The 24,087-nt window shown below is 61.2% G+C and carries 20 protein-coding genes; 8 read left to right on the top strand and 12 right to left on the bottom strand.

All coding sequences use genetic code 11. The annotated features are described in order from the left end of the window. Window positions 1-121: 121 nt before the first annotated feature. Window positions 122-1,216, top strand: coding sequence for an FUSC family protein (locus AB8A38_RS20495; RefSeq protein WP_439087224.1), 1,095 nt, complete (start codon window positions 122-124; stop codon window positions 1,214-1,216). A gap of 226 nt (window positions 1,217-1,442) precedes the next feature. Next, entirely contained in the window at window positions 1,443-3,884 is a 2,442-nt protein-coding gene (gene gyrB / locus AB8A38_RS20490) for a DNA topoisomerase (ATP-hydrolyzing) subunit B (RefSeq protein WP_089263407.1), read from the top strand. A gap of 66 nt (window positions 3,885-3,950) precedes the next feature. Here gyrB and AB8A38_RS20485 read toward each other — a convergent pair whose 3' ends face one another. From AB8A38_RS20485 to AB8A38_RS20470, 4 genes are all read right to left on the bottom strand, one after another. Continuing rightward, a complete protein-coding gene (locus AB8A38_RS20485) occupies window positions 3,951-5,180 on the bottom strand; it encodes an ABC transporter substrate-binding protein (RefSeq protein WP_439087223.1) in 1,230 nt (409 codons plus the stop codon). A 76-nt stretch (window positions 5,181-5,256) separates the two neighbouring features. Next, the gene (locus tag AB8A38_RS20480) at window positions 5,257-6,015 is read right to left on the bottom strand and encodes an enoyl-CoA hydratase/isomerase family protein (protein ID WP_439087222.1); all 759 of its coding nucleotides are present in this window, start codon (window positions 6,013-6,015) and stop codon (window positions 5,257-5,259) included. Further along, window positions 6,015-7,253: a CaiB/BaiF CoA transferase family protein gene (locus AB8A38_RS20475; RefSeq protein WP_439087221.1), complete on the bottom strand. Its 1,239-nt coding sequence runs from the start codon at window positions 7,251-7,253 to the stop codon at window positions 6,015-6,017. Before AB8A38_RS20475 ends, AB8A38_RS20480 begins: the two co-directional genes overlap by 1 nt. Before the next feature lie 165 nt (window positions 7,254-7,418). Then, window positions 7,419-8,729 carry a hydroxymethylglutaryl-CoA reductase, degradative gene (locus tag AB8A38_RS20470; RefSeq protein ID WP_439087220.1) on the bottom strand — a complete coding sequence of 437 codons (1,311 nt, stop codon included), beginning with the start codon at window positions 8,727-8,729 and terminating at the stop codon, window positions 7,419-7,421. Between the two features lie 275 nt (window positions 8,730-9,004). Between AB8A38_RS20470 and AB8A38_RS20465 the strand changes: the two genes are divergently transcribed. Then, the gene (locus AB8A38_RS20465; RefSeq protein WP_439087219.1) at window positions 9,005-10,399 is read left to right on the top strand and encodes a PLP-dependent aminotransferase family protein; all 1,395 of its coding nucleotides are present in this window, start codon (window positions 9,005-9,007) and stop codon (window positions 10,397-10,399) included. 14 nt (window positions 10,400-10,413) lie between these two features. On the opposite strand, the gene AB8A38_RS20460 is transcribed toward AB8A38_RS20465, so the two are convergent. After that, window positions 10,414-11,115 (bottom strand): GntR family transcriptional regulator, encoded by a 702-nt coding sequence (locus AB8A38_RS20460; RefSeq protein ID WP_093757697.1) that lies wholly within the window; start codon window positions 11,113-11,115, stop codon window positions 10,414-10,416. Between the two features lie 172 nt (window positions 11,116-11,287). Between AB8A38_RS20460 and AB8A38_RS20455 the strand changes: the two genes are divergently transcribed. From AB8A38_RS20455 to AB8A38_RS20440, 4 genes are read left to right on the top strand one after another with little or no spacing between them, the layout of a single operon-like run. Further along, window positions 11,288-12,133: an ABC transporter ATP-binding protein gene (locus AB8A38_RS20455; RefSeq protein ID WP_439087218.1), complete on the top strand. Its 846-nt coding sequence runs from the start codon at window positions 11,288-11,290 to the stop codon at window positions 12,131-12,133. Then, window positions 12,134-12,907 carry an ABC transporter permease gene (locus AB8A38_RS20450; RefSeq protein ID WP_315839793.1) on the top strand — a complete coding sequence of 258 codons (774 nt, stop codon included), beginning with the start codon at window positions 12,134-12,136 and terminating at the stop codon, window positions 12,905-12,907. 27 nt (window positions 12,908-12,934) lie between these two features. Continuing rightward, window positions 12,935-13,960, top strand: coding sequence for an ABC transporter substrate-binding protein (locus AB8A38_RS20445; protein WP_315839794.1), 1,026 nt, complete (start codon window positions 12,935-12,937; stop codon window positions 13,958-13,960). A gap of 8 nt (window positions 13,961-13,968) precedes the next feature. Beyond that, window positions 13,969-15,408 (top strand): amidohydrolase family protein, encoded by a 1,440-nt coding sequence (locus AB8A38_RS20440; protein WP_439087217.1) that lies wholly within the window; start codon window positions 13,969-13,971, stop codon window positions 15,406-15,408. Between the two features lie 39 nt (window positions 15,409-15,447). On the opposite strand, the gene AB8A38_RS20435 is transcribed toward AB8A38_RS20440, so the two are convergent. The 7 genes from AB8A38_RS20435 to cyoA form a co-directional block, all read right to left on the bottom strand. Next, window positions 15,448-15,981 (bottom strand): response regulator transcription factor, encoded by a 534-nt coding sequence (locus AB8A38_RS20435; RefSeq protein WP_089263395.1) that lies wholly within the window; start codon window positions 15,979-15,981, stop codon window positions 15,448-15,450. Beyond that, window positions 15,971-17,344, bottom strand: coding sequence for an ATP-binding protein (locus AB8A38_RS20430; RefSeq protein WP_439087216.1), 1,374 nt, complete (start codon window positions 17,342-17,344; stop codon window positions 15,971-15,973). Before AB8A38_RS20430 ends, AB8A38_RS20435 begins: the two co-directional genes overlap by 11 nt. An 84-nt stretch (window positions 17,345-17,428) precedes the next feature. Beyond that, window positions 17,429-18,265, bottom strand: a complete 837-nt coding sequence (locus AB8A38_RS20425; protein ID WP_439087215.1) for an SURF1 family protein — start codon at window positions 18,263-18,265, stop codon at window positions 17,429-17,431. Next, window positions 18,265-18,654 (bottom strand): cytochrome o ubiquinol oxidase subunit IV, encoded by a 390-nt coding sequence (cyoD, locus tag AB8A38_RS20420; RefSeq protein WP_439087214.1) that lies wholly within the window; start codon window positions 18,652-18,654, stop codon window positions 18,265-18,267. Before cyoD ends, AB8A38_RS20425 begins: the two co-directional genes overlap by 1 nt. Then, a complete protein-coding gene (gene cyoC, locus AB8A38_RS20415) occupies window positions 18,651-19,283 on the bottom strand; it encodes a cytochrome o ubiquinol oxidase subunit III (protein ID WP_439087213.1) in 633 nt (210 codons plus the stop codon). The genes cyoD and cyoC overlap by 4 nt, the downstream gene beginning before the upstream one ends. Continuing rightward, the gene (gene cyoB, locus AB8A38_RS20410) at window positions 19,280-21,304 is read right to left on the bottom strand and encodes a cytochrome o ubiquinol oxidase subunit I (protein WP_439087212.1); all 2,025 of its coding nucleotides are present in this window, start codon (window positions 21,302-21,304) and stop codon (window positions 19,280-19,282) included. The genes cyoC and cyoB overlap by 4 nt, the downstream gene beginning before the upstream one ends. A 14-nt stretch (window positions 21,305-21,318) precedes the next feature. Next, window positions 21,319-22,485 carry a ubiquinol oxidase subunit II gene (cyoA, locus tag AB8A38_RS20405; protein ID WP_439087211.1) on the bottom strand — a complete coding sequence of 389 codons (1,167 nt, stop codon included), beginning with the start codon at window positions 22,483-22,485 and terminating at the stop codon, window positions 21,319-21,321. A gap of 178 nt (window positions 22,486-22,663) precedes the next feature. Here cyoA and AB8A38_RS20400 point away from each other — a divergent pair, with 178 nt between their 5' ends. Continuing rightward, window positions 22,664-23,998 carry an MFS transporter gene (locus AB8A38_RS20400; protein WP_439087210.1) on the top strand — a complete coding sequence of 445 codons (1,335 nt, stop codon included), beginning with the start codon at window positions 22,664-22,666 and terminating at the stop codon, window positions 23,996-23,998. Window positions 23,999-24,087: the final 89 nt, after the last annotated feature.

Genomic DNA, 24,087 nt, shown 5'->3' with positions numbered 1-24,087 from the left:
CACTGCATTGGGCCATGAAGAATCGTCTGTTGTAGACCACGTTCGACAGCATAAATATCTGGCCATGCTGGTATTTTTGGCCATTCATCTGTCGCGGATCGCGCGCGCGTTCGGAAACGAAATGCGTTCGCTTCCGATTCCCGGACCGCGCATGATCGACGAGGCCGAATGCATCTGTTCGGTGCTGCTGGCAATCGTCTTGTCGCACGCCATCGGCGCGGAGAATGTCGGCTGGGCCGCGTTCTCCGGATACATGGTAATGCGCTCGCATGTCGCCGAAAGTTTTACGCGCGGCATCCTCCGCGTGATTGGGACGCTTGCTGGCGCAGGACTCGCGCTTGTCGCAGCGCCTTTGCTGCTGCGCCAGCCGGTGCTGCTGAGTCTGGGTCTTCTGATCGGTGGCGGCATCACCCTTTATTTCGCCATCGTCGGCCGCCGCGCCTATGCCTGGCTGTTCACCGGCCTCACTTTCCTGATGGTGCTGATCGAAGGCATGGAACATGCGCGCGAGCCGATCCTGCGCTTTGCCTCGACGCGCGTGCTCGAAGTGCTGGCCGGTACCACCGCCTGCGTCATCGTCAGTGCGATCTCGACCTGGACAGTGCGGCTCGCGTTACCGAATCCGGACAACAATCTGCGCGCCAAGCCGGTCGACCAGCCGACGCGGCACTGGCACGCCACGGTAGCGCGTCACGCCTTGGTCGGCGGCATTGCATTGGCGCTGATCCCGTGGGCTTGGCAGTGGCTCGGCATCCCCTCGCTCAGCCAATCCAGCATCACGATCTTCGCGGTCATGCTGGTGCCAGCCGCATTGCTTGCGGAGGGCATGCTCAGCCCGGTTTCCTCGCGCATGATGAACCGGCTGGTCGGCTGTCTCGCGGGCGGCCTGCTGGCCAGCGCAATCCTGCTGGTCAGCCGCCATTCGCCCGTCGTGATGACCATCGGACTCGCGCTCGGCGTCATGATCGGCCGTCACATCGAAAATGGCCCGCCCTCCATGAGTTATGCGGGCCTGCAATTCACTTTGGCCTTCCTCGTGGTGCTGGTGCCTGACAACTACGCCAATGCCGCCCTGGAGCCCGGCTATGACCGCCTGTTTGGCATTCTGTTCGGAATGGTTCTGCTGGAGCCGGTCGTGCTGGCCGCGCATTTGATCGCCCGGCGCGGCCTGAAGGGGACCCCCGCCAAACCGGCTGTGGGATTGGCCGAAAAATAGCCTCTCGGATGCACGCAAGCCGGGCATTTCGATGCCCGGAACAGGCGCGAAATCAGGCTACGAAAACGGCCTCAAATCGGCTTGAAACGGCGCCAAAAAAACCTATTTATTCAATAGCTTGCTGCGCGTTACTTTGCGCTAGGCGCAATGCGCCTTTCATGGCACAAATAGAGCGATTCAGGCGCCGTTTTCCGCGCTGATTCGGCACACCTTCGAAGGCCCCTACATGACTGAACCAGCCCGGCAACCCATCGCCGACACTGAGCATGCCATTCCCATCGAATACGGTGCGGAATCGATCCGGGTCCTGAAGGGACTCGACGCCGTCCGCAAGCGCCCGGGCATGTATATCGGCGACACGGATGACGGTTCCGGCCTGCATCACATGGTCTACGAAGTCGTCGACAACGCGATCGACGAAGCGTTGGCCGGTCACGCCAGCGCCGTCGAAGTCATTCTGAATGCCGATGGTTCGGTGACGGTGCGCGACGATGGTCGCGGCATTCCCGTCGACATCCACAAGGGCGAAGGCATCTCGGCAGCCGAGGTCATCATGACCCAGCTCCATGCCGGCGGAAAATTCGACCAGAACTCCTACAAGGTGTCCGGCGGTCTGCATGGCGTCGGCGTGTCCGTCGTCAACGCGCTGTCGAGCAAGCTGATCCTTCGCGTCTGGCGCAACGACAAAGAGCACCGCATCGAATTCGCCCATGGCGACGCGGTGGCGCCGCTCTCGGTGGTCGGCGATGCCAATGGCAGGCGCGGCACCGAAGTGACGTTCTATGCCTCGGCGGAAACCTTCACGACACTCGAATATGATTTCGCGACACTCGAACATCGTCTGCGCGAACTCGCCTTCCTGAATTCTGGCGTCAACATCAGATTGTCGGATCTGCGTCATCCGGTCGAGAAGACCGAGAACATGATGTATGAGGGCGGCGTCGAGGAATTCGTCAAATATCTCGACCGCAACAAGAAGGCGATGGTGCCGACGCCGATCGTAATGCGCGCCGAACAGAGCGGCATCAGTGTCGAAGTCGCGATGTGGTGGAACGACAGCTACCACGAGAACGTGCTGTGTTTTACCAACAACATCCCGCAGCGTGACGGCGGCACGCATCTGGCCGGTTTCCGCGGCGCGCTGACGCGCCAAGTCAACGGCTATGCCGAAGTTGTCGCCAAGAAGGAAAAGATCGCGCTGACCGGCGACGATTGCCGCGAAGGCCTCACTGCCGTGCTGTCAGTGAAAGTGCCCGATCCGAAATTTTCGTCGCAGACCAAGGACAAGCTGGTGTCGTCGGAAGTGCGTCCGGTGGTCGAGAACGTTCTCAACGAAGCCCTCGCCTCGTGGTTCGAGGAACATCCGACCGAAGCCAAGATCATCGTCAGCAAGGTGATCGAAGCTGGCGCCGCCCGCGAAGCCGCCCGCAAGGCCCGCGAACTGACCCGGCGCAAGGGCGCCCTGGATATCGCCTCCCTGCCCGGCAAACTGGCCGACTGCCAGGAGCGCGATCCCGCCAAGTCCGAACTGTTCATCGTCGAGGGTGACTCGGCAGGCGGCTCCGCGAAACAGGGCCGCAACCGCGAATTCCAGGCCGTGCTGCCGCTGCGCGGCAAGATCCTCAATGTCGAGCGCGCGCGCTTCGACAAGATGCTCGGCTCCGAACAAATCGGCACGCTGATCACAGCGCTCGGCACCGGCATCGGCCGCGACGACTTCGACCTGTCGAAACTGCGTTATCACAAGATCATCCTGATGACGGACGCCGACGTCGATGGCGCGCATATCCGCACGCTGCTGCTGACGTTCTTCTTCCGCCAGATGCCGACGCTGATCGAAGGCGGCTATCTCTACATCGCTCAGCCGCCGCTTTACAAAGTGACGCGCGGCAAGTCCGAGCAATACCTCAAGGACGAGCGGGCGCTGGAAGATTACCTGATCGATACCGGTCTCGACGACTGCATCTTCAAGCTCGCTTCGGGCGAGGATCGCACAGGCCGCGATCTGCTAGCGCTGGTGGAAGATGCCCGCATCATCCGCGGCACGCTCAACAATCTGCACTCGCGCTATAACCGTAAGGTCGTCGAGCAGGCTGCAATCGCTGGCGTACTCAATCCGCGGGTCACCGCTGATCTCGCCACCGCCAATGCCGCCGCCGACTACATCGCCAAGCGCCTGGACGCGCTGGCCGACGAAGTCGAGCGCGGCTGGATCGGTGAATTCCGCGAAGGCCAGGGCTTCTTCTTCGAACGCACGATTCGCGGTGTGAAGGACGTCTCCTTCATCGACGACGCCCTGCTCGGCTCCGCCGATGCGCGCAAGCTCGACGAATATGCCGGCAGCCTGCAGGAGGCCTACCCGAAATCCGGCGTCCTGCGCCGCAAGGACATCGAATTCCCGATCCACGGGCCTGTCAGCCTGTTCGAGGCCGTGACCGACGCCGGCCGCAAGGGCGTGGCTCTGCAGCGCTACAAAGGTCTGGGCGAGATGAACCCCGGCCAGCTCTGGGAAACCACGCTCGACACCAATGAGCGTTCGCTGCTGCAAGTCCGGGTCAAGGAAGTCGACGAGGCCGACGACATCTTCACCAAGCTGATGGGCGATGTGGTCGAACCGCGCCGCGAATTCATTCAAGACAATTCGCTCAGCGCGAATGTAGACGTGTAAGCGGATCGTACCCCAGAGATAAAACTGAAAAGGCCCGCCATTCTTGGCGGGCCTTTTTGCGTTTACCTACTTCTTTACCAGCGGGCAGCGCGACTGCTCCAACGGCTGGAAGGCCTGATCTGCCGGGATCGTGGCGAGCAGCTTATAGTAATCCCATGGCGCCTTGGACTCATTCGGCTTCTTCACCTCGAACAGATACATGTCGTGGACCATACGACCATCTTCGCGGATCTTGCCGTTCTTGTAGAACACGTCATCGACGGGCAGTTCACGCATCTTCTTCATCACCTCTTCGGTGCTGTCGGTGCCGGCGGCCTGCACGGCTTTCAGATAATGCAGTACCGATGAATATGTGCCCGTCTGAAGCATGTTCGGCATGGCGTTCACCTTCCCGTAGAAGCGCTTCGACCACTTCCGCGTCTCGTCGTTCATGTCCCAATACGACGCCTCGGTGATCGTCAGCCCCTGAGTCTCTTTCAATCCGAGACCGTGAACGTCGTTGATAAATCCCGCCAGCGCCGAGAGCTTCTGGCCGCCTGCTGTCAAGCCGAACTCTGCCGCCTGCTTGATCGAGTTAATGGTGTCACCGCCGGCATTGGCGAGAGCCACAACCTTGGCCTTGGACGACTGTGCCTGCAGTAGGACGGAGGCGAAGTCCGCGGTCCCGACCGGGTGTTTCGTTGCACCGGCGACCTTGCCGCCCGATGCCTTGACGACATCGCCAGTGTCCTTCTCAAGGCCTTGACCGAACGCATAGTCCGCCGTCACGAAATACCAGGTATCGAAACCCTGGCTGACAAGCGCCTTGCCAGTGCTGTTCGCGATCGCGAATGTGTCATAGGCCCAATGAACCACATAGGGTCCACACACCTCGTTCGTGATCCGGGTCGATCCCGGCGAGCTCAGCGTGATGATCTTCTTCTTCTCCTTGGCGATTTCAAGGACGGCCAAAGCAGGCGACGACGACGCAACGTCGAGAATGGCATCGACCTTGTCGGTATCGAACCATTTGCGTGCAGCGTTGGCGGCAATATCGGGCTTGTTCTGGTGATCTGCGAATACGACTTCGACCGGCATGCCGAGGACCTTGCCGCCGAAATCCTCCACCGCCATCTGCGCCGCAGTCACGGCACCCTTGCCAGTAATGTCGGCATAGACGCCCGACATATCCTCGATCACGCCGACACGGACGACGCCATCCGAGACCTGTGCGTTCTGCGCCAAAGCAGAGACCGTGCAAAGAAAAACGCTGGCAATCGCCGTCGTAAAGCACACACCCAGTTCAGATCGTCTCATATCCTCCACCCCTTTTACGTTTTTGATTTTTCAATACGCCTGCGACGCGCGATCTCTCCAGGGACCTATCGCATCGTCACTTCTCATTTCCTCTGTTCGCAAACGCAGCCAGGCCACGCTTGGCATCCGCACTCGTGAAGGTGCGCTGACCGAGCGCGGCCTCCACGCGAAATGCTTCTGCGAGCGGCAGGTCCTGAAGCGTCAGCGCCGCTTCCTTGATGGTCTGGACGGCGATCGGACTCAGTGCCGCGATCCTGGCTGCCATCTCATAGGCCAGTGGTTCGACTTGATCGGAATCGACAACCCGGTTGACGACGCCTTTGGCAAGCATGTCATCCGCGGAAAAGCGCTCCGCCGTCAGCATGATCTCCATGGCATGCGCGTAGCCGATCTGCCGGACCAGGCGCACGAGCGTGCCTCCCGCCGGTACGAAACCGTGCTTCGGTTCGGGCAGTTGAAAGACACCGTCGCGCGCCGCGATCCGGATGTCCGTCGCCAGCATGATCTCGAACCCGCCGCCCATGCACATGCCGCGAATGGCGCTGATGACCGGCTTATAGAATCCGGGAAACTTGATGTGGGCCGGGTCCCAGGCAGAGATGTCGATCGTGTCCGCCGCAAGTGCAGGAATAGACTCCCGGAGGTCAGCACCGACGCAGAAGGCGCGATCGCCCGCGCCGGTCAGCACTACGGCCCGGATCTCATCGTCATCCTTGATGGCGTGGAATGCGCGGCCGAGGTCGTCATACATGGCGAGCGTCAGCGCATTCATCTTGTCCGGCCGGTTGATCCGGACCGTTGCGACGTGACTGTCCTTGGTGAAATCAATCGCCATCAGATCGCTCCCGACGCCTTGAGACGCACCAGTTCGGCCGCCGTGACATCCGCCAACCGGGAGAGAACCTCTGCATTGTCCTCGCCAGGCAGCGGCGCTTTTTCGAACGACATCTGTCCCGCACCGGATAGCTTGATCGGCAGACCGAACATGCCGATCAGCTTTCCGGCGATCGGAACGTCGACGATCATGTTGCGTGCGGCGATATGCGGATCTTCGACTACTTCGGCGATGGTCTTGATGGCGCTGAGCGGGATCTTGTCGCCCGCCATCTCCTCGAGTTCGGCCTTGGTGTAGTTCGCGAACCAGCGTTCCAGCAGCGGCTTGACCCTGGTCTCTGCCACCGCGTGATCGAACCGCTTCTCCATCGTATCGATGGCAGGATCTTTGGCCTGTTCCGGCTCGCCGAACAGCGCGCAGGTGATCGCCCAGAACTTGTCGGTGTAGCCGCCGAAGAAAACGTAGCCGTCCTTGCAGGGAAACTGGCCATAGGGTCGAACGAACGGATGATCGTTGCCCAGTGGCGAGGCGACCTCTTTCTGCGCGGTGTAACGAACCACGGCGTTCTCGGTCAGTGTCAGCACGGAGTCTTGCTGAGACACATCGACCACCTGACCGACGCCGGTCTTCTCCGCCTCTCGCAATGCTGCGAGCGTTCCGATAGCCGCATAGAGGGAAGCGGCGAGGTCCCCGATGATCGTGCCGACGCGAACGGGCGGCATATCGGCATAGCCATTCATCGACCACAGCCCGCCGGCCGCCTGCCCCGTATTGTCATAGGCCGGCTTGGATGAATTTGGACCTGTGCGCCCGAAGCCACTAATAGCGGTGTAGACGAGCCTGGGATTGATCTCGCGCAGCACCTCGTAGCTGAGGCCAAGCTTGTCCATGGTGCCCGGCCGGAAGTTCTCGACGAGGATGTCGGCCTTCTGCACCAGCTTCTTCAGCAGGGCCTTGCCATCATCGGATTTCAGATTGAGCGTAATGCCCCTCTTATTGCGGTTGAACTGTGTGAAGAAGGCGCTGAGTTGCTCATCGTCGTTGCCGACGAAGGGTGGAAAGGTCCGCGCATAATCCGGCTCTCCGGGATGCTCCACCTTGATCACGGTGGCACCCAAGTCTGCGAACAACATCGAGCAGAATGGACCTGCGACAACACGCGTGATGTCAAGCACCGTCACGCCCTTGAGAGGACCGTTGCGCTCCTTGAGCCCATCTATCTTTTCTGCAGTGTTCACATCATCCTCCCAGTCCATACGAATATCCGCCGACAACATCGGCACGCGTGGTTTTCGTACAAGAGCATGAGTATCGAAGATACATTTTCATACCCGCCGGCCGTGCAGGTGTGACGCCTGCACGAAATTGCGTTGCACAAAGTGGCGTTAGAACGCCTCCACTTTTTACGAACGCAGCTTCTCGATAACTTCCTTGGCGCGATCAACACGCACGTCGTGATTGGCGGCGAGCGCGGCGGCGACCTTTTCGATCTCGTCGCCGGTAGCACCGGCGACGATGGCAATGTTGCGCGCATGCAGTGCCATGTGCCCCTTCTGGATGCCTTCGGTGGCCAGCGCACGAAGCGCGCCCATGTTCTGCGCCAGACCGACGGCAACGGCGACTTCCGCCAGTTCCTGCGCACTCTGCACGCCAAGTATCTTCAGGGCCGCTCGCGCGGCGGGATGGGTCTTGGTGGCACCGCCGACGAGGCCGAGCGCCATCGGCATCTCAATGGTGCCGACGAGATTGCCCTTGCCATCAATTTCCCAATTGGTGAGCGAGGTGTAGCGGCCGGAGCGCGAGGCCCAGACATGGGCGCCGGCCTCGATGGCGCGCCAGTCATTGCCGGTGGCGACCACGACGGGATCGATACCGTTCATAATGCCCTTGTTGTGAGTCGCCGCGCGGTAGGGATCGACGATCGCAAACGCGCAGGCCTCGACGATGCCGCGGGCAATCCGCTCGCCATTATATTCCTCGGTCTTCAACGCCTCCGGCGTCACTGACACCATGGCGCGGGCGATGCGCAGATCGGCGTAATTCGACAAAATACGAAGGCGAACCTCGCCGCCGGTGATCTTCTCGATCAGCGGCGCGACCGTCTCCGCCATCGTGTTGACGGTGTTCGCGCCCATGGCATCGCGCACGTCGACGATGAGATGCACGGCCATCATCGGCCCTACCGATGTGTTTTCGAACACATGCACCTCGACGTCGCGGCAGCCGCCGCCGAGCGAGATCAGCACCTTGTCTTTGGTATTCGCCGCCTCAAGGATGGCATCGCGCTCGCGTAGCACGCGCGCACGGGCGCCGTGCACGTCGGTCACGCCTAACACCTGCACCTGCGCACGCATGATCGGCGCGGAGCTTGAGGTCTGGAAACCGCCGCATTTGCGAACGATGCGCGCCATATAGGACGCCGCGGCCACCACCGACGGCTCCTCGACCGCCATCGGAATCAGGTAGTCACGGCCGTTCACGGTAAAATTGGTGGCGATACCGACCGGCAGTTCGAACGTGCCGATGACATTCTCGATCATGCCATTGGCGAGTTCGAGCGGCAGCGCACCGGGGCCAAAGGCCGCGCGCTCGGTGTCACCGAGTGAGGTCGCGTCGATCACACGGCCCAGCCTTTCGGCAGGCGCGAGATTGCGCAGATTTTCCAAACGCGAATTGATCTTTCCGGGCTGTTCGCCCGACTTCGAACCGGCCATTGCGGCGCCTCCCACACACAGGATCTTCTGTTGGCGGCACGTTAGGCATCCGCGGATGACGTCCGAAAGAGACAGTTCTGAAATATTGTCCTAGACTGTACCCATGCCGATATGACCTCTCTATTCGCGGATGCAGCATTCTTCCGTGCAAATGGAGCGCAGACCAGGTCCATCTGCGCGAAGACATGAGACTGGACAATTGAATTCAATCTTGTCGCTCTTGGAGAAAGGTACGGCTCCGATGGACCGTCCAGCACTGCACCTGGAGGCATTGCTTGACCACTTCTCGTGAGCCGTCCGATCGCAGCACAACGCTGGCCGAGACTTTGGCCGGCCGGTTGCGTGTGCGAATCCTCTCCGGCGCGTTGCCGGAAGGCAACCGCCTGCCCTCGATCAGAAAGGCCGCCGGGGAATTTGGCGTGTCGAAGAACACCGTGGTCGAAGCCTATGACCGACTGGTGCTTGGCAATCTCGTCGCGGCAAAGGCAGGCTCCGGTTTCGTGGTCATCTACCGCGGCGATGATGGCGGACGACCGAAACACGTGAGCGAAGCCGTCGACATCGCATCGCTGCTGAGCGCCCAGCTCTCGCAGAATTTCGAGATCCGCGTCGGCGACGGACGGCCGCCGGCGTCGTGGACGGAGCAATCGGAGATCAAGCGCCATCTGAGCGGGACCGGACGGATCCTGCCGGTCGCCGCTGACGCCTATGGCTCCGCGCTCGGATTCCTGCCGCTCCGACAACAGATCGCATTGCGGCTGCAAGCCCACCAAATCGCGGTGAAGGAAGACGAGCTTCTGCTCACATTCGGAGCCAATCACGCGCTCGACCTGATCATCCGCGCGATGCTGTCGCCTGGCGATACGGTGCTGGTGGACGAGCCCGGCTATTATCCTCTGTTCGCAAAGCTCACGCTGGCGCAGATTCGTATCGTCGGTGTTCGCCGCCTGGTGGATGGGCCGGATGTCGACGACCTCGCGGCAAAGATCCAGTCGGAGCGGCCGAAGCTATTTTTCACGCAGTCGCTCGGCCACAATCCGACCGGAGGATCGATCATGCTACCCGTAGCACATGCAGTGCTTCAGACGGTGATGCGATCGAACCTCGTGATCGTCGAGGACGACCCGTTTGCCGATCTGCCGATGGCGGTGAACAGCCGGCTGGCGACGCTCGATCAGTTGAACAATGTGATCTCGATCGGGACCTTCTCGAAGACGCTGTCGGCGAGCCTGCGATCAGGCTTCATCGCAGCTCGCAGCGACCGCATCGCGACACTGGCCGAATTGAAGATGCTTACCACCGTCAACAGTTCAGGACATGTTGAGCGGCTGCTGCACCGGCTGCTCGCGGACGGCCACTATGACCGGCACCTGAAGCGGCTGGGACAGCGGAGTGAAGCCGCCATGGGCCAGGTGCGCGCCAATCTCGTGCGCGGCGGACATCGGCTCTATGCCGACGCACGCACGGGCTATTACCTGTATCTGCTGCTGCCGGACGGAATCGACGACATGGCACTGGCACGCGAAGGCGCGAAGGACAGCATCTTTATCGCGCCGGGAAGCCTGTTCTGCCTCGACAAGAACAGCCCGCTGGCACGGGCGATCAGGATCAATGTGTCGCGGGCGGACAATCCGAAATTCTACGAATTTCTGCTGCGCCGGCTGCAATAGACGCCGCGACGCCTTCAGGTCGCTTCCTCGGTATAGGGAGCCAGCACATCCAGCAGATCCCGGCCCCGCGCCGGGGTCGGCTCCACCAGCGCGCGGTTGGCGACCGAGTCCAGATGCGAATGCATCAGCGACATCGCCTTGTTGGCGTCGCCCTCCTGCAGCGCTTCGATGATCGCTATGTGCTCGCTGATGCCGCATTCCGATGAATGCGGCCGGCTGAACAGCGACAGTGTCAGACAGCACCGATAGGCGATCTCGCTGACATAGCGGACCAGCACCGGGCTATTGGTCATCGACGCCAGCATGATGTGAAATTCAGTCGCCAGGCGAATGGACACGGCGTTCGGCCCGTCATGCGCCTCACGCTCCGCCTCGACATGCGCCTTGAGGCGCGCGATCTGACTGCTGCTGAGCTTGCCGGCGATCTTGCGGACGATCAGCCGCTCAAGATCCATCCGGATGTCGAAGATGTCCCGCGCATCCTGCCAACTCGGCGTCACCACCACCGCGATGCGGTTACGTCGCAGCTCCACAAGCCCCTCGGACGCCAGTTGCCCGAGTGCATAGCGCGCAATGGTGCGGCTAACGCCGAAGCGCTCACCCAGAGAGTCCTCGGGAAGCTTGGCGCCGGGTTCCAGAGCCTGCTCGATGATCGCCCGCCGCAGCGCGCGGCAGATCATCCCAACCTTGTCTTTTGAATTCGGCGCTTCTGGCATTCAGTCAGACCTATCGTGATCGCTGCACGTGAGCTTTGCCCGAAGTGCATGCAATCTAAGAGAGTAGATGCCCAATAATTCCGCATGGAATGGCGAGCGAGCGTAAAATGACAACGTTTCGCCCCGGACTCAAGTGGCACCCCAATTGCATGCACTTATTGCTATGACAAGTATGCAACAAAATGGGCCCGCCGAGGGCCAACGCAGACCGACCGCCGTTGAGCTGTCCGCAACCTCCGTAACGTTCGGCCGCGGCCCGACCGCCACGCCGGCGCTCGCCGAGACCAACCTTAGCATTCCCGATGGCGAATTCCTTGCCCTTGTCGGCCCCTCCGGCTGCGGCAAGTCGACGATCCTCAAGCTCGTCAGCAATCTGCTCCGCCCCACCACCGGCGTCGTCATCGTCGGCGGCCGCGAGGTCGCTGCCAAGGCGCTGCGGATCGGCATGGCGTTCCAGAACCCGACCATGCTGCCCTGGCTGACCATTGAGCGGAACATCATGCTTCCGCTCAAGATCGTGGAGCCGTTCCGGTCCGAGTATCGGCAGAAGCGCAAAGGCGAATTTCGCGACAAGGCCCATGCATTGCTGGCCCAGGTCGGCCTCAAGGATTTCGGCAACAAATATCCCTGGCAGTTGTCCGGCGGCATGCTGCAGCGAGCCAATCTGTGCCGCGCGCTGATTCATGAGCCGCGCATGCTGCTGCTGGACGAACCGTTCGGCGCACTCGACCAGTTCACCAAGGAAGAGCTCTGGTCGATCCTCCAGAGCCTCTGGCTGCAACACAAACCAACAGTGCTGCTCGTAACGCACGATCTCCGCGAGGCCGGCTTCCTCGCCAGCCGCATCTGCGTGATGAGCGCGCGCCCAGGCCGTATCCTCGACGACAGCGCGGTGGACTTTCCGCGCCCGCGCACCATCCCGATGACCTTCGAGCCCGACTTCGTTGCGCTGAACCAGCGTCTGCGCGACCTCATCGTCAATGCGCGGAGCAATGCTCCGGCCACGCAAGAGGCATAAATGAATCTCGGCCTCCGTCAGAAACTCTGGTCGTTCGGACTGATCGTCGCATTCTTCGCGGGATGGCAGCTGTTCTGCATCGTCTCGGGCATGTCCGATCTGATCCTGCCACGCCCGACCGATGTTCTCGCGACACTGATCGCGCGCCTCCCGGTGTTGTGGCCGCATATCATCCAGACCCTCAGCACCACCATGGCCGGCTTCGCGCTCGGCGTCGGCCTCGGCGTGGTGCTCGGTGCAATCATCGGCGTCTCGAAAGTCGCCTATGACACCGCCTATCCGCTGCTGGTCGGCTTCTCGTCGATCCCGAAAGTCGCCGTCGTGCCGATCTTCGTTCTGTGGTTCGGCTCCGGCTCCGTGCCTGCGATTCTGACTGCACTGTCGATCTGCTTCTTCCCCATCGTCGTCAACATCGCGACCGGTCTCGCCACCACCGAGCCGGAACTCGAGGACGTGCTGAAGGCCCTTGGCGCAAGCAAGATGGACATTCTGTGGAATGTCGGCCTGCCGCGCACCATGCCGTTCTTCTTCGCCTCGCTCAAAGTCGCTGTCAGCTACGCCTTCGTCGGCGCCGTTCTGGCAGAAACTGTCGCGTCCAATCGCGGCATCGGCAATGTGATGATGAGCGCATCGTCGAACTTCAACGTCCCGCTCGTCTTCGCTTGCCTGTTCATTCTCGCGATCCTTGGCGTGGCGCTCTACGTCATTTTCTCTCTGATCGAGGCGCGCGTGACCGGCTGGGCCACGCGCAAGAACGATCTCGTTGCGACCTAATCACCTCACACCAACCAGGAGAACGTCATGTTGAAGAGATTGACCGCCCTCGCCGTGGGCAGCGTCCTGCTCACAGGCTCCGCCTTCGCTCAGGAGACGACCATCAAGTTCACGCTGGGCTGGAAGACCCAGGGCGCCGACGCCGCCTTCCTCTATGCGAAGGAGAAGGGCTTCTTCAAGGAAGAGGGCCTCAACGTGGTGATCGACCAGGGCGAAGGCTCCGGCGCGACGGTGACGCGCATTATGTCCGGCGCCTGGGATGCCGGCTTCGGCGACGTCAATGCCATTATCCAGAACGCCTCGACGCGTCCGCAGGATTCGCCGGTGATGGTGTATCAGATGTGGAACCAGCCACCCTTCGCCATCGTGACCAAGAACACCAGCGGCATCAATAGCATCAAGGATTTCGAAGGCCGCACGCTGGGCGGCGCGCAGGGCACGCCGACGACCCGCCTGCTGCCGGTCTTCATCCAGAAGAACGGCCTCGCTGGCGACAAGATCAAAGTATCGAACATGGCGCCCAATCTGCAGGAGCCGATGCTGATCAAGGGCGACATCGACGCCGCCCTCGTCTTCAATATCACCAGTTACTTCAACCTAGTGCTGAACCGTCAGGATCCGGAGAAGGACTTCAAGTGGTTCACCTTCGGTGACTACGGCCTCGACCTGTATTCCAACGGCGTGATGGTGTCGAAGAAGCTGCTGAAGGAGAATCCGAAGGCCGTTGCCGGCCTCGTGCGCGCCATCAACAAGGGGCATCTCGCGGTCGCCAAGGACCAAAACGAAGCCCTCAAGGCGATCGCCACCTTTGATAACCTCATCGACATCCCTGTCGAGAAGCGCCGCCTGCAATATGCCTTCGAGAAGCTGATCGTCACGCCGGAGATGAAGGAAATCGGCACCGGCGACATCAAGGACGATCGCATGGCCCGCGCCATCGGCATGGTTGTGGAGGGCTACGGCCTCAGCCGCACGCCGACCCCACAGGAAATCTTCTCCCGCGAATTCCTACCGCCGCGCGCCGAGCGCGAGCTCATCTATACGAAGAACTGATTACGTCCATGACTGAGGTTCTGTCTGCGGCTCATATCTTCACCGGCACAGATCGAGGCCTCGTGCCTCAGGCCAGCATCCACCATGCGGATGGTCTGATCACGAGCGTCTCGGCCGGCGCGCATATTTCGCCGCAGACAAATCACCTGATCATCCCCGCACTGGTCAACGCCCACGACCATGCCCGGCCGTCCATGACATCCTTCGGCGCATCAAACATGCCGCTGGAATCGTGGATCGTCCGCTCGGCCTTCGGCACGCCGCCCGATCCCTATCTCGTCGCCGCTGTCTCGCTCGCCCGTTCGGCGCGAGCAGGCTGCGGCGGAGCGATGATTCATTACACCCGCCCGAGCGGCAAAATGCCGATTCTCGACGAGTCGATCGCAATCGCAAAGGCCGCGAGCGATGTCGGCATCCGGCTGGCCTTCGCGCTGGCCGTACGCGACCAGAACCCGATCGTCTATGGCGATAGCGCCGACGTGCTTGCCGCATTGCCCGAAGACGACCGCAGCGCGATCCAGGACATGTTCATTCGTCCGAGCCCGACGCCATCCGAATATCTCGACCGCGTCGAGGCCATTCATGCGGCCATCGCGGGACCGATGATCGACGTGCAATTCGGGCCGGCTGGCGTCCAGTGGTGTTCCACCGCGCTGCTCGAGGCGATTGCCGAACGCTCGGCCACCACCGGCCGGCGCGTCCACATGCATCTGCTCGAGACCATCTATCAGCGGCAATGGGCCGACCGCGCCTTTCCCGACGGTATGGTGCGCTTCCTCAAGAATATCGGCTTGCTGTCGAACCGGCTGACGCTGGCGCATTGCATTCATGCGCGGCCGGACGAACTCGACATGATCGCCGAGTCCGGCGCGACCATCGTGACGAATTTCAGCTCCAATCTGCATCTGCATTCCGGCCTCGCACCGATTGCCGATGCCCATCGCCGCGGCTGCCCTATTGCCGTCGGCATCGACGGCGTTGCCCTCGACGAAGACGACGATGCGATCCGCGAAATGCGCCTCGTGCAAATGGCCCATGATGGGCTCGGCTTCGACCGCACCTGGAGTCGGGCAGAGTTTCTCGCACTCGCCATCCGCAACGGCCGCAGATCGATTGGCGCGCCCGGCCCGGGCACGCTCACGACCGGAGAGGTCCCGGATTTCGTGACCCTCGATATCGGCCAGCTCGACCGCGATGCCATCATGCCGGTCGATCCGATCGACATGCTGTTTGCGCGCGGCAATTCAAGCTGCATTCGCGATGTCGTCGTCAACGGCCGCACCATCAGCCGCGATGGCAAGCCAACCGGCGTCGATCTGGAGGCCATGGAGACCGAGTTGCGTGGGCTCTATCGCAAGAGCGTGCCGCAATTCAAGGCGTTCGAACGTGCCTGGGCGCCGTTCGAAAGCGCCGTATCGCACTGGTTCCGGCAACAGGGGTGTTGCTAGCAGCAGGGATGTTACCAGCTCACTGAACACCGAGCCGCTTCAGTTCACCTGACGCTTTTCAAGCTTTCGCGCTAGCGTACGACGATGCATGCCAAGACGACGCGCCGTCTCGGAGATGTTGAAGTCGCTTTCCACCAGGGTCTGGTGAATGCGCTCCCATTCCAGCGTCTTGATCGAGGTCGGGCGCTCCGTGAGCGCCACCTGCACATCGCCGGTCGCTTTCTGGAAGGCTTCCTCGATGTCGTCGGTGTTCGAGGGCTTGGCGAGGTAATGACACGCGCCGAGCTTGATCGCCTCCACCGCCGTGGCGATGCTGGCATAGCCGGTGAGCACCACGATCAGCATCTCAGGGCTCAGCGCATGCAGCGCCTCGACACAGGCGAGACCCGAGGCTCCACCGAGCTTGAGATCGACGACCGCATAGCCGGGCACCTTGTCGCCGAGCACCTCGGTCAAGGTCTCGAAGCCCTCGGAATGCAGCACGGTGTAACCGCGACGCTCGAACGAGCGCTTTAGCGTGCGCGCGAAACCCTCGTCGTCCTCGACAATGATCAGCAGACGTTCATCCGACATGTTTGCGCGCTCCAATCGCGAGGGCGGACAGTGGCAGCGACAACGACACGAGGGCGCCGCCCACGGGACGATTCTCCGCCACCACCGCGCCGCCCAGTTTGCGGACGGCATTGACCACCAGAAACAGACCGAGCCCGCGCCCGGACTGGCCCTTGCTTGAATTGTAGGGTTTTCCAAGATTCGCCAGCATCTCCTTGGCGAAACCCGGCCCCATGTCGCTGACCTTCAGCACCAGTTGGTCTCCATCGCGCTCGATGGCAAGACGGATCCAGAGCGGCGATACTTCATTCGCATTGTCGAGCACATTGAAAATCATCTGCTTCAACGCAGAATCCGAAACGATCGGCATATCCTCGCCAAACCGGTTCTCATAGACCAGCGTTCTGCTTGAGCGCGCGATGCGCCATTCCTCAACCAGCTCACTGAAGAAATCGTGCACGCATGTGACGGCAGGCGCTTCACCGCGCATATCACCCGCAGACATCAGGATGCCGGTGACGATCGACTTGCAGCGCTGTACATCGGCCTGCATTTCAGCGATCTCTTCCATCAATTCAGGATCCTTGGCCAGCGCCGGCATGCGGCGCCAGTCGCTGAGGATGACCGACAGCGATGCCAGCGGCGTACCAAGCTCATGCGCGGCCCCAGAGGCGAGCAGGCCCATGCGCACGATATGATCTTCCTCCGCGGCTTGCTGGCGCAGCGCTGCGAGACCCTCGTCCCGCTCGCGCAGGTTTTGTGCGATCCGCGTCATGAAAACGACGATCAACGCTGCATCCAGCACGAAGCAGATCAGCATGCCTATAATGTGCAGCTGGAAGAGGTTGTCACGCAGCGTGTCCGGTAGCTCCAACGGGCGATGAAACACAATCAGCCCGGCAAAGCACAGACAGGCGACAACGACTACAACCCAGGTCGAGCGACCGTTCAGCAGCATTGCTCCGAGCGTCACCTGCAGCAGATAGAGCGACACGAATGGGTTTGTCGCGCCGCCGCTCAGATAGAGCTGCCCCGTCAGCGCCGCTACATCGAGCAGCAGGAGCAGAAGCAGTTCGCGGTCACGCGCGTCGGTTTGCTGGCGCAGCCACTCCTGGCTGATGACATTGAGGAATACCGACCCGCACAGCACCGCCACCATGGCCATCCACGGCAACGCGATGCCCATCACCAGATGCACGAAGCCGATAGTCAGGACTTGCCCGACCACTGCGATCCAGCGCAACTGGATCAGCAGATTGATGTTCTTGATATTGGTGGTTTCGTCGAGCGGTAAAGCCGAGAACGCAGCAGGTTTGGTTGCCCCCGCAGCGTCAATAGGCGACGGGGCCACTGCACTGACGCCAGTGACGTCTTGTGTCCCCACGTTGCTCTCTGCTCCCAAACCCGGCATCTGGTCCCGTCAGCTTGATCGGCCGGCCTCAATCGGACCAACGCATCATCTATGACGTCATACGCGAGGTAGTGATTTTTTCCGAATCCGCCACTCGTCGCGAGCGACGAACAGGGCACCGCCGGCCAGCATCAAAGCGAGGCCGAACCAGGTGATCGCATAGACCACGTGGTTGTTCGGGAAGGCGATCACGGTCAGGCCGCCGTGGGGCTGACCCGGTGCGTCCAGCGCGGCATTGGCATCGATGAAATAGGGCGCGACATCCTGCAATCGCAGCCCGCCGAGCGTCTGGCTGGCGGCAATAGCCTCGACGTCGCGGGAATACCAGCGCTGGGCAGCGGGATCATTTGACCGCAGGAACCCGCCCTTCGGTTCGGTGACGCGCAGCAGGCCTGTCACCGACACCGGCGTCGCGGGCGCCGCAAATACGCCGGCTTTGCGCTCGTCCGGGCTGACGAAGCCCCGGTTCACCAGCACGGTGTAGCCGGCCTCGGCGCGCAGCGGCGTCAGCACCCAGAAACCGGCGCCGAGATCCGAGACCGCCTGCACCAGAGTGTCGGCACCCGGCACGAACCGCCCGGTGACGCTGACGCGACGATATTCATCGTCATTGCGATTGATCGCAGGCCACGCCGCAGGCCCGGGTGCAGCTTCGGGCTCGGCGTGGCTGCGCTGATCGACACGTGCGATCAGATCCAGTTTCCAGGCGCGGCGTTCGACCTGCCAGATGCCCAGCGCGGTCAATCCCGCGATGCCGAGCAGTGCCAGCAGACCCAGCACCGTGAGGGTTGTCGCGCTACGTGGCGACCGCCCGGATTCGATTTTCGATTCAGACGACTCCTGTCTGGCCGGGCGGCCCACGACGATCCCGTCGTTGGCGCGCGCCATGGCCATCAGGGCATATTCCTCATGTCGTGAACCGGCATCATGTTGACGTTGAGGTGGTACATCACCCAGAGCGAACCGCTCAGCGCGATCACGACGATGATGATCGTGAAGATCAGCGCCATCATGGTCCAGCCGGCATCCGACGTCGCATTCATATGCAGGAAGTAGATCATGTGAACCACGATCTGCACCACAGCGAACGCAACGACGATCGCGATGGTCCAGTTCTTGTTCCCGATCGCACCGGTCATCACCAGCCAGAACGGAATGGCGGTAAGGATGACTGAGAGGAAGAAGCCGGTCATATACGACTTGAACGAACCATGGTCGCGGCCAGCATCGTGGCCGTGGTTATCGTGACCATGTCCGTGCGCGGCATGTGCATCGGCGCTCATCGCAGCACTCCTAGCAGATAAACAAAGGTGAAGACGCCGATCCAGACGACGTCGAGGAAATGCCAGAACATGCTCAGGCACATCAGTCGGCGCTGGTTCGCCTCGATCAGGCCAAAGCGAGCGACCTGCACCATCAGCGTGACCAGCCAGATGATGCCGAAGGTGACGTGCAGACCGTGGGTGCCGACCAGCGTGAAGAAGGACGACAGAAAGGCGCTCCGCCAGGGGCCAGCACCTTCGTGGATCATATGATGGAACTCATAGAGTTCGATGCACAGGAATGCGAGGCCGAACAGGCCGGTGATGCCAAGCCACATCTGGGTCGACTTCACTCTGCCCTTCATCATCTCCAGCATCGCGAAGCCGTATGTGATCGATGAAAACAGCAGCATCGCGGTGTTGAGCGCAACCAGGTTGAGGTCGAACAGATCCTTCGGCCCGGGTCCCGCAGCATAGCTGCCGCCGAGTACGCCAAAGGTGGCGAACAGCATCGCGAAGATGAGGCAATCGCTCATCAGGTAGAGCCAGAAGCCCAGCATGGTGCTTGAACCGGCCGGATGATCGTGTTCGTCAACGACGTAGAAGACCGGGACTTCAGTGCCGTTTATCGTTTGGGTCGGTACGTTCATGACGCGGCCTGTACTGCGAGAAGTTTCGTACGCTCGCCTTCGGTACGGATGACGTCCTCCACCGGGATGTGGAAGTCACGGTTGTAGTTGAAGGTGTGGAAGATCGCGACGCCGACGATGGCAATGAAGCTCAGGGCCGCGAGCCACCACATGTACCAGATCAGAGCGAAGCCCATCGCGGTGGCCAGGACAGAGAGGATCACACCGGTGCCGGTGTTCTTCGGCATATGGATCGGCCTGAAGCCCTCCAGCGGACGCGTATAGCCGCGGCGCTTCATATCCCACCACGAGTCATTGTCGTGAATGACAGGAGTGAAAGCGAAGTTGTAATCCGGCGGCGGCGACGACGTTGCCCATTCCAGCGTACGCCCGTTCCAGGGATCTCCTGTGGTGTCGCGTAGCTTCTCGCGGTTCCAGATGCTGACGGCGATCTGGACGAGGAAAGCACCGATGCCAATGGCGATCAAAACCGCACCAAAAGCAGCGATGACGAACCAGATCTGCAGCGACGGATCGTCGAAGGTGCGCAGGCGGCGGGTGACGCCCATCAAACCAAGCACATAGAGCGGCATGAAGGCGAAGTAGAAACCGAGGACCCAACCCCAGAACGAGACCTTGCCCCAGAACTGATCGAGCTTGAAGCCGAAGGCCTTCGGGAACCAGAAGTTGATGGCCGCGAAGATGCCGAACACCACGCCGCCGATGATCACGTTGTGGAAGTGAGCGATCAGAAACAGGCTGTTATGCAGGACGAAGTCGGCCGGCGGCACTGCGAGCAGAACGCCGGTCATGCCGCCGATCACAAAGGTCAGCATGAAGGCGATCGTCCACATCATCGGCAGTTCGAACCGGATGCGGCCGCGATACATCGTGAACAGCCAGTTGAATATCTTGGCCCCCGTCGGGATCGAGATGATCATCGTCGTGATGCCGAAGAAGGAATTCACGCTGGCGCCCGAGCCCATGGTGAAGAAGTGATGCAGCCAGACGAGATAGGACAGGATCGTGATGACCAGCGTGGCGTAGACCATCGAGGTGTAGCCGAACAGCTTCTTGCCCGAGAAGGTCGAGGTCACTTCCGAGAACACGCCGAACAGCGGCAGGATCAGGATGTAAACCTCCGGGTGGCCCCAGATCCAGATCAGGTTCACGTACATCATCGGGTTGCCGCCGAGATCGTTCGTGAAGAAGTTGGTGCCGACGTAACGATCCAGCGACAGCAACGCGAGTACAGCAGTCAGGATCGGGAAGGACGCGACGATCAGGACGTTGGTACAGAGTGAAGTCCAGGTGAAGATCGGCATCTTCATCATGGTCATGCCGGGTGCACGCATCTTCACGATGGTCGCGATCAGGTTGATGCCCGATAGCGTCGTGCCGACACCGGCGACCTGCAGCGCCCAGATATAATAGTCGACGCCGACATCCGGACTGTAACCGAGATTCGACAGCGGCGGATAAGCCAACCAGCCGGTCTTGGCGAATTCACCGACGAACAGCGACATCATGACAAGGATGGCGCCGCCGGTCGTCATCCAGAAGCTGAAATTGTTCAGGAACGGGAACGACACGTCGCGCGCACCGATCTGCAGCGGCACGATGTAGTTCATCAGGCCGGTGACCAGCGGCATCGCCACGAAGAAGATCATGATCACGCCATGCGCCGTGAACACCTGATCGTAGTGATGGGCGGGCAGGAAGCCGTCGGAGCCATTGAAGGCCATGGCCTGCTGAGCGCGCATCATGATGGCGTCGGCGAAACCGCGCAGCAGCATGACGATGCCCAGCACCATGTACATGATGCCGATCTTCTTGTGGTCCACGCTGGTGAACCACTCCTTCCAGAGATAGCCCCACAGCTTGAAATAGGTCAGCGCGCCGAGCAGCACGATGCCGCCGAGTGCGACCATCGCGAAAGTCGCGACCAGAATCGGCTCATGATAGGGAAACGATTCAAGCGTCAGGCGGCCGAAGATGAACTTCGCAAGCCCGGTATTTGCCACTGCGGCTGTATCAGACATTTAGATCGACCCGATCAGGTGTTGGAAGCGCGCCGCTCGGCAGGCGGCGGCGCAGGCGTGAAATTAAACGGCGCGGGGGCGGCACCGGGGCGCGCGAGACCAGCACCGGTGACCGGCGTCGGGTCAAGTGGAGTCGTCGTCGAGCGGTGATCGGCTGCTTCGCGTGCGGCCTCGGCGAGGGTGCAGACGCTGGCGACGTAGTTCTTCGTCGAACTTGTGCCGTCGAGCATCGAGATATTGTACTTCAGCGGCAGGATATTGCGGGCGCTGGCGAGGCCCAGACCACCCTTCGCATCCATCGCCATCATCTCGCTCATACACATCTTGCCGGGCTGGGCGCACATGTTGAGGATCGCCTTGTAGAGATCAGGCGCGACTTCCTTGTAGAGACGAACCGGCACATTCTCGCTGGGCTTTTCGAGCTCCAGATAGGCCTCGCGGCTCAGTGTCTCGTTGCTCGCCTTGGCCTTGGCGATCCAGGCATCGAAGCCGGCCTGATCGACGCCATGGAACTTGAAGCGCATGCCGGAGAAGCCAGCGCCGCTATAGTTCGCCGAGAAGCCGTCATAAACGCCAGCCTTGTTGATGACCGCGTGCAGCTTGGTTTCCATGCCCGGCATCGCATAGATCTGACCAGCGAGCGCGGGGATATAGAAAGAGTTCATCACCGACGACGCAGTGATCTTGAAGCGCACCGGACGATCGACCGGCGCGGCCAGTTCATTGACCGTAGCAATGCCGTATTCCGGGTAGAAGAACAGCCACTTCCAGTCGAGCGCGACGACTTCGACCTGCAGCGGCTCAAGAAGGCTCGCAGCATTGCCGGGCGCAATCCGGTCGAGCCGACGATACGGGTCGAGCAGATGCGTGCTGGACCAGGTCACTGCGCCGAGACAGATGATGATGAGGAGGGGCATCGACCAGATGACCAGCTCGAGATGGGTCGAGTGATCCCAGTCCGGCTCGTATTTCGCGTCGGCATTCGACTGCCGGTACTTCCAGGCGAAGAACACGATCAGGGCCATTACCGGCACGATGATCAGCAGCATCAACACCGTGGAAATGACCACGAGATCGCGTTGCTGCACTGCGATGTCACCCGCAGGATTCATCACGACGAAATTGCATCCGCCCAGCAAGGCAACCAAGGGCAGCAAAAGGAGTATCCGTAGGCGGCTCAAGGTGTTACCCATTCGATAATGTTCGTTCGCGCGCACGGTTAGGCGCATTTGCTGCAGGGCAACATTGGACAATTTGTCCAATGGTCCGAAGACGCGGTTCGCGACAAATCGTCAACCTCGCGTCGCCCTTTGGGCGTCGATTGCATGACCTTCAACACACTACCGACGGATAGAAAAAATGGCGCAGACGTCATCGACGATGGAACGGGACGCACGCCTTCTGCACGCGGATGGCCACGGTGAGGTCAACCCGGGCGAGATCGCCATCGGCGTGATCATCGGCCGAACTTCCGAGTTCTTCGATTTCTTCGTCTATGCGATCGCCTCGGTGCTGGTGTTTCCGAAGCTCGTCTTCCCCTATCTCGATCCTCTGACCGGCACTCTCTATTCCTTTGCGATCTTTTCGCTGGCATTCATCGCCCGCCCGATCGGCACGATGATCTTCACAGCTATCGATCGCAGCCAGGGCAAGGGCGCCAAGCTGACCATCGCGCTGTTCCTGCTCGGCGTTGCCACCGTCGCCATCGCCTTCCTGCCCGGGCACGAATCAATCGGCGTCGCATCAGCCTGGCTGCTGGCTGCTGCACGTATCGGCCAGGGCATTTCCTGGGGCGGCACCTGGGACGGTCTTGCTTCGCTGCTGGCGCTGAATGCGCCGGAAGGCAAGAAGGGCTGGTACGCCATGATCCCGCAGCTCGGCGCCCCGATCGGCCTTCTGGTGGCGAGCGCGCTGTTCGCCTTCTTCGTCGACACGCTGTCCGCTGATGACTTCCTCGACTGGGGCTGGCGCTATCCGTTCTTCGTTGCTTTCGCCATCAACGTCGTCGCCCTGTTCGCGCGCCTGCGCATGGTGGTGACGCCGGGCTACACCGAACTCTTCGAAGCCCGCGAACTTGAGCCATCCTCGATCACCGAGACGATCGCCCAGCAGGGCCGCACCGTTGTGATCGGCGCCTTCGCACCGCTGGCGAGCTTCGCACTGTTCCACATGGTCACAGTGTTCCCGCTCTCATGGGTGTTCCTGTTCACCCGCGAAGCACCCGGCCGCTTCCTGATCGTCGAATGTATCGGTGCCGTATTCGGCATCATCGCCATGATCGTGTCGGGCTACGTCGCCGACAAGGTCGGTCGCCGCACGCTGCTGACCGGTTCGGCGATTGCCATCGCGGTATTCAGCGGCTTCGCACCGCAGATGCTGGACGGCGGCATCGTCGGCGAACTGGCCTTCATGGTGACCGGCTTCATCCTGCTCGGCCTGTCGCTCGGTCAGTCGTCGGGCTCGGTCGCATCGAGCTTCTCGAAGCGCTTCCGCTACACCGGTTCGGCGCTCACCACCGACCTTGCCTGGCTGTTCGGCGCCGGCTTCGCGCCATTCGTGGCGCTGGTGATGTCGAGCCGCTTCGGCCTGTCCTCGTCGGGCGTGTATCTGCTGTCGGGCGCGGTCGTGACCCTGCTTGCGATCTCGATCAACCGGCAGTTCGCCAGCCGCGACGCCTCGGCGATCCAGCCATAAGCAACACTGCCGCTAAAGAAAGAGCCTCGGTTCTGAGCAGAACCGGGGCTCTTTCTTTTTGTTCTGGCTGGTTTCCCTGACGCAAACCG

Origin of the sequence: Tardiphaga sp. 839_C3_N1_4, assembly GCF_051811045.1 — a bacterium.
Taxonomy (GTDB): domain Bacteria; phylum Pseudomonadota; class Alphaproteobacteria; order Rhizobiales; family Xanthobacteraceae; genus Tardiphaga.
The sequence above is the reverse complement of the archived record's forward strand: the minus strand, read 5'-3'. Positions and strand labels throughout refer to the sequence as shown.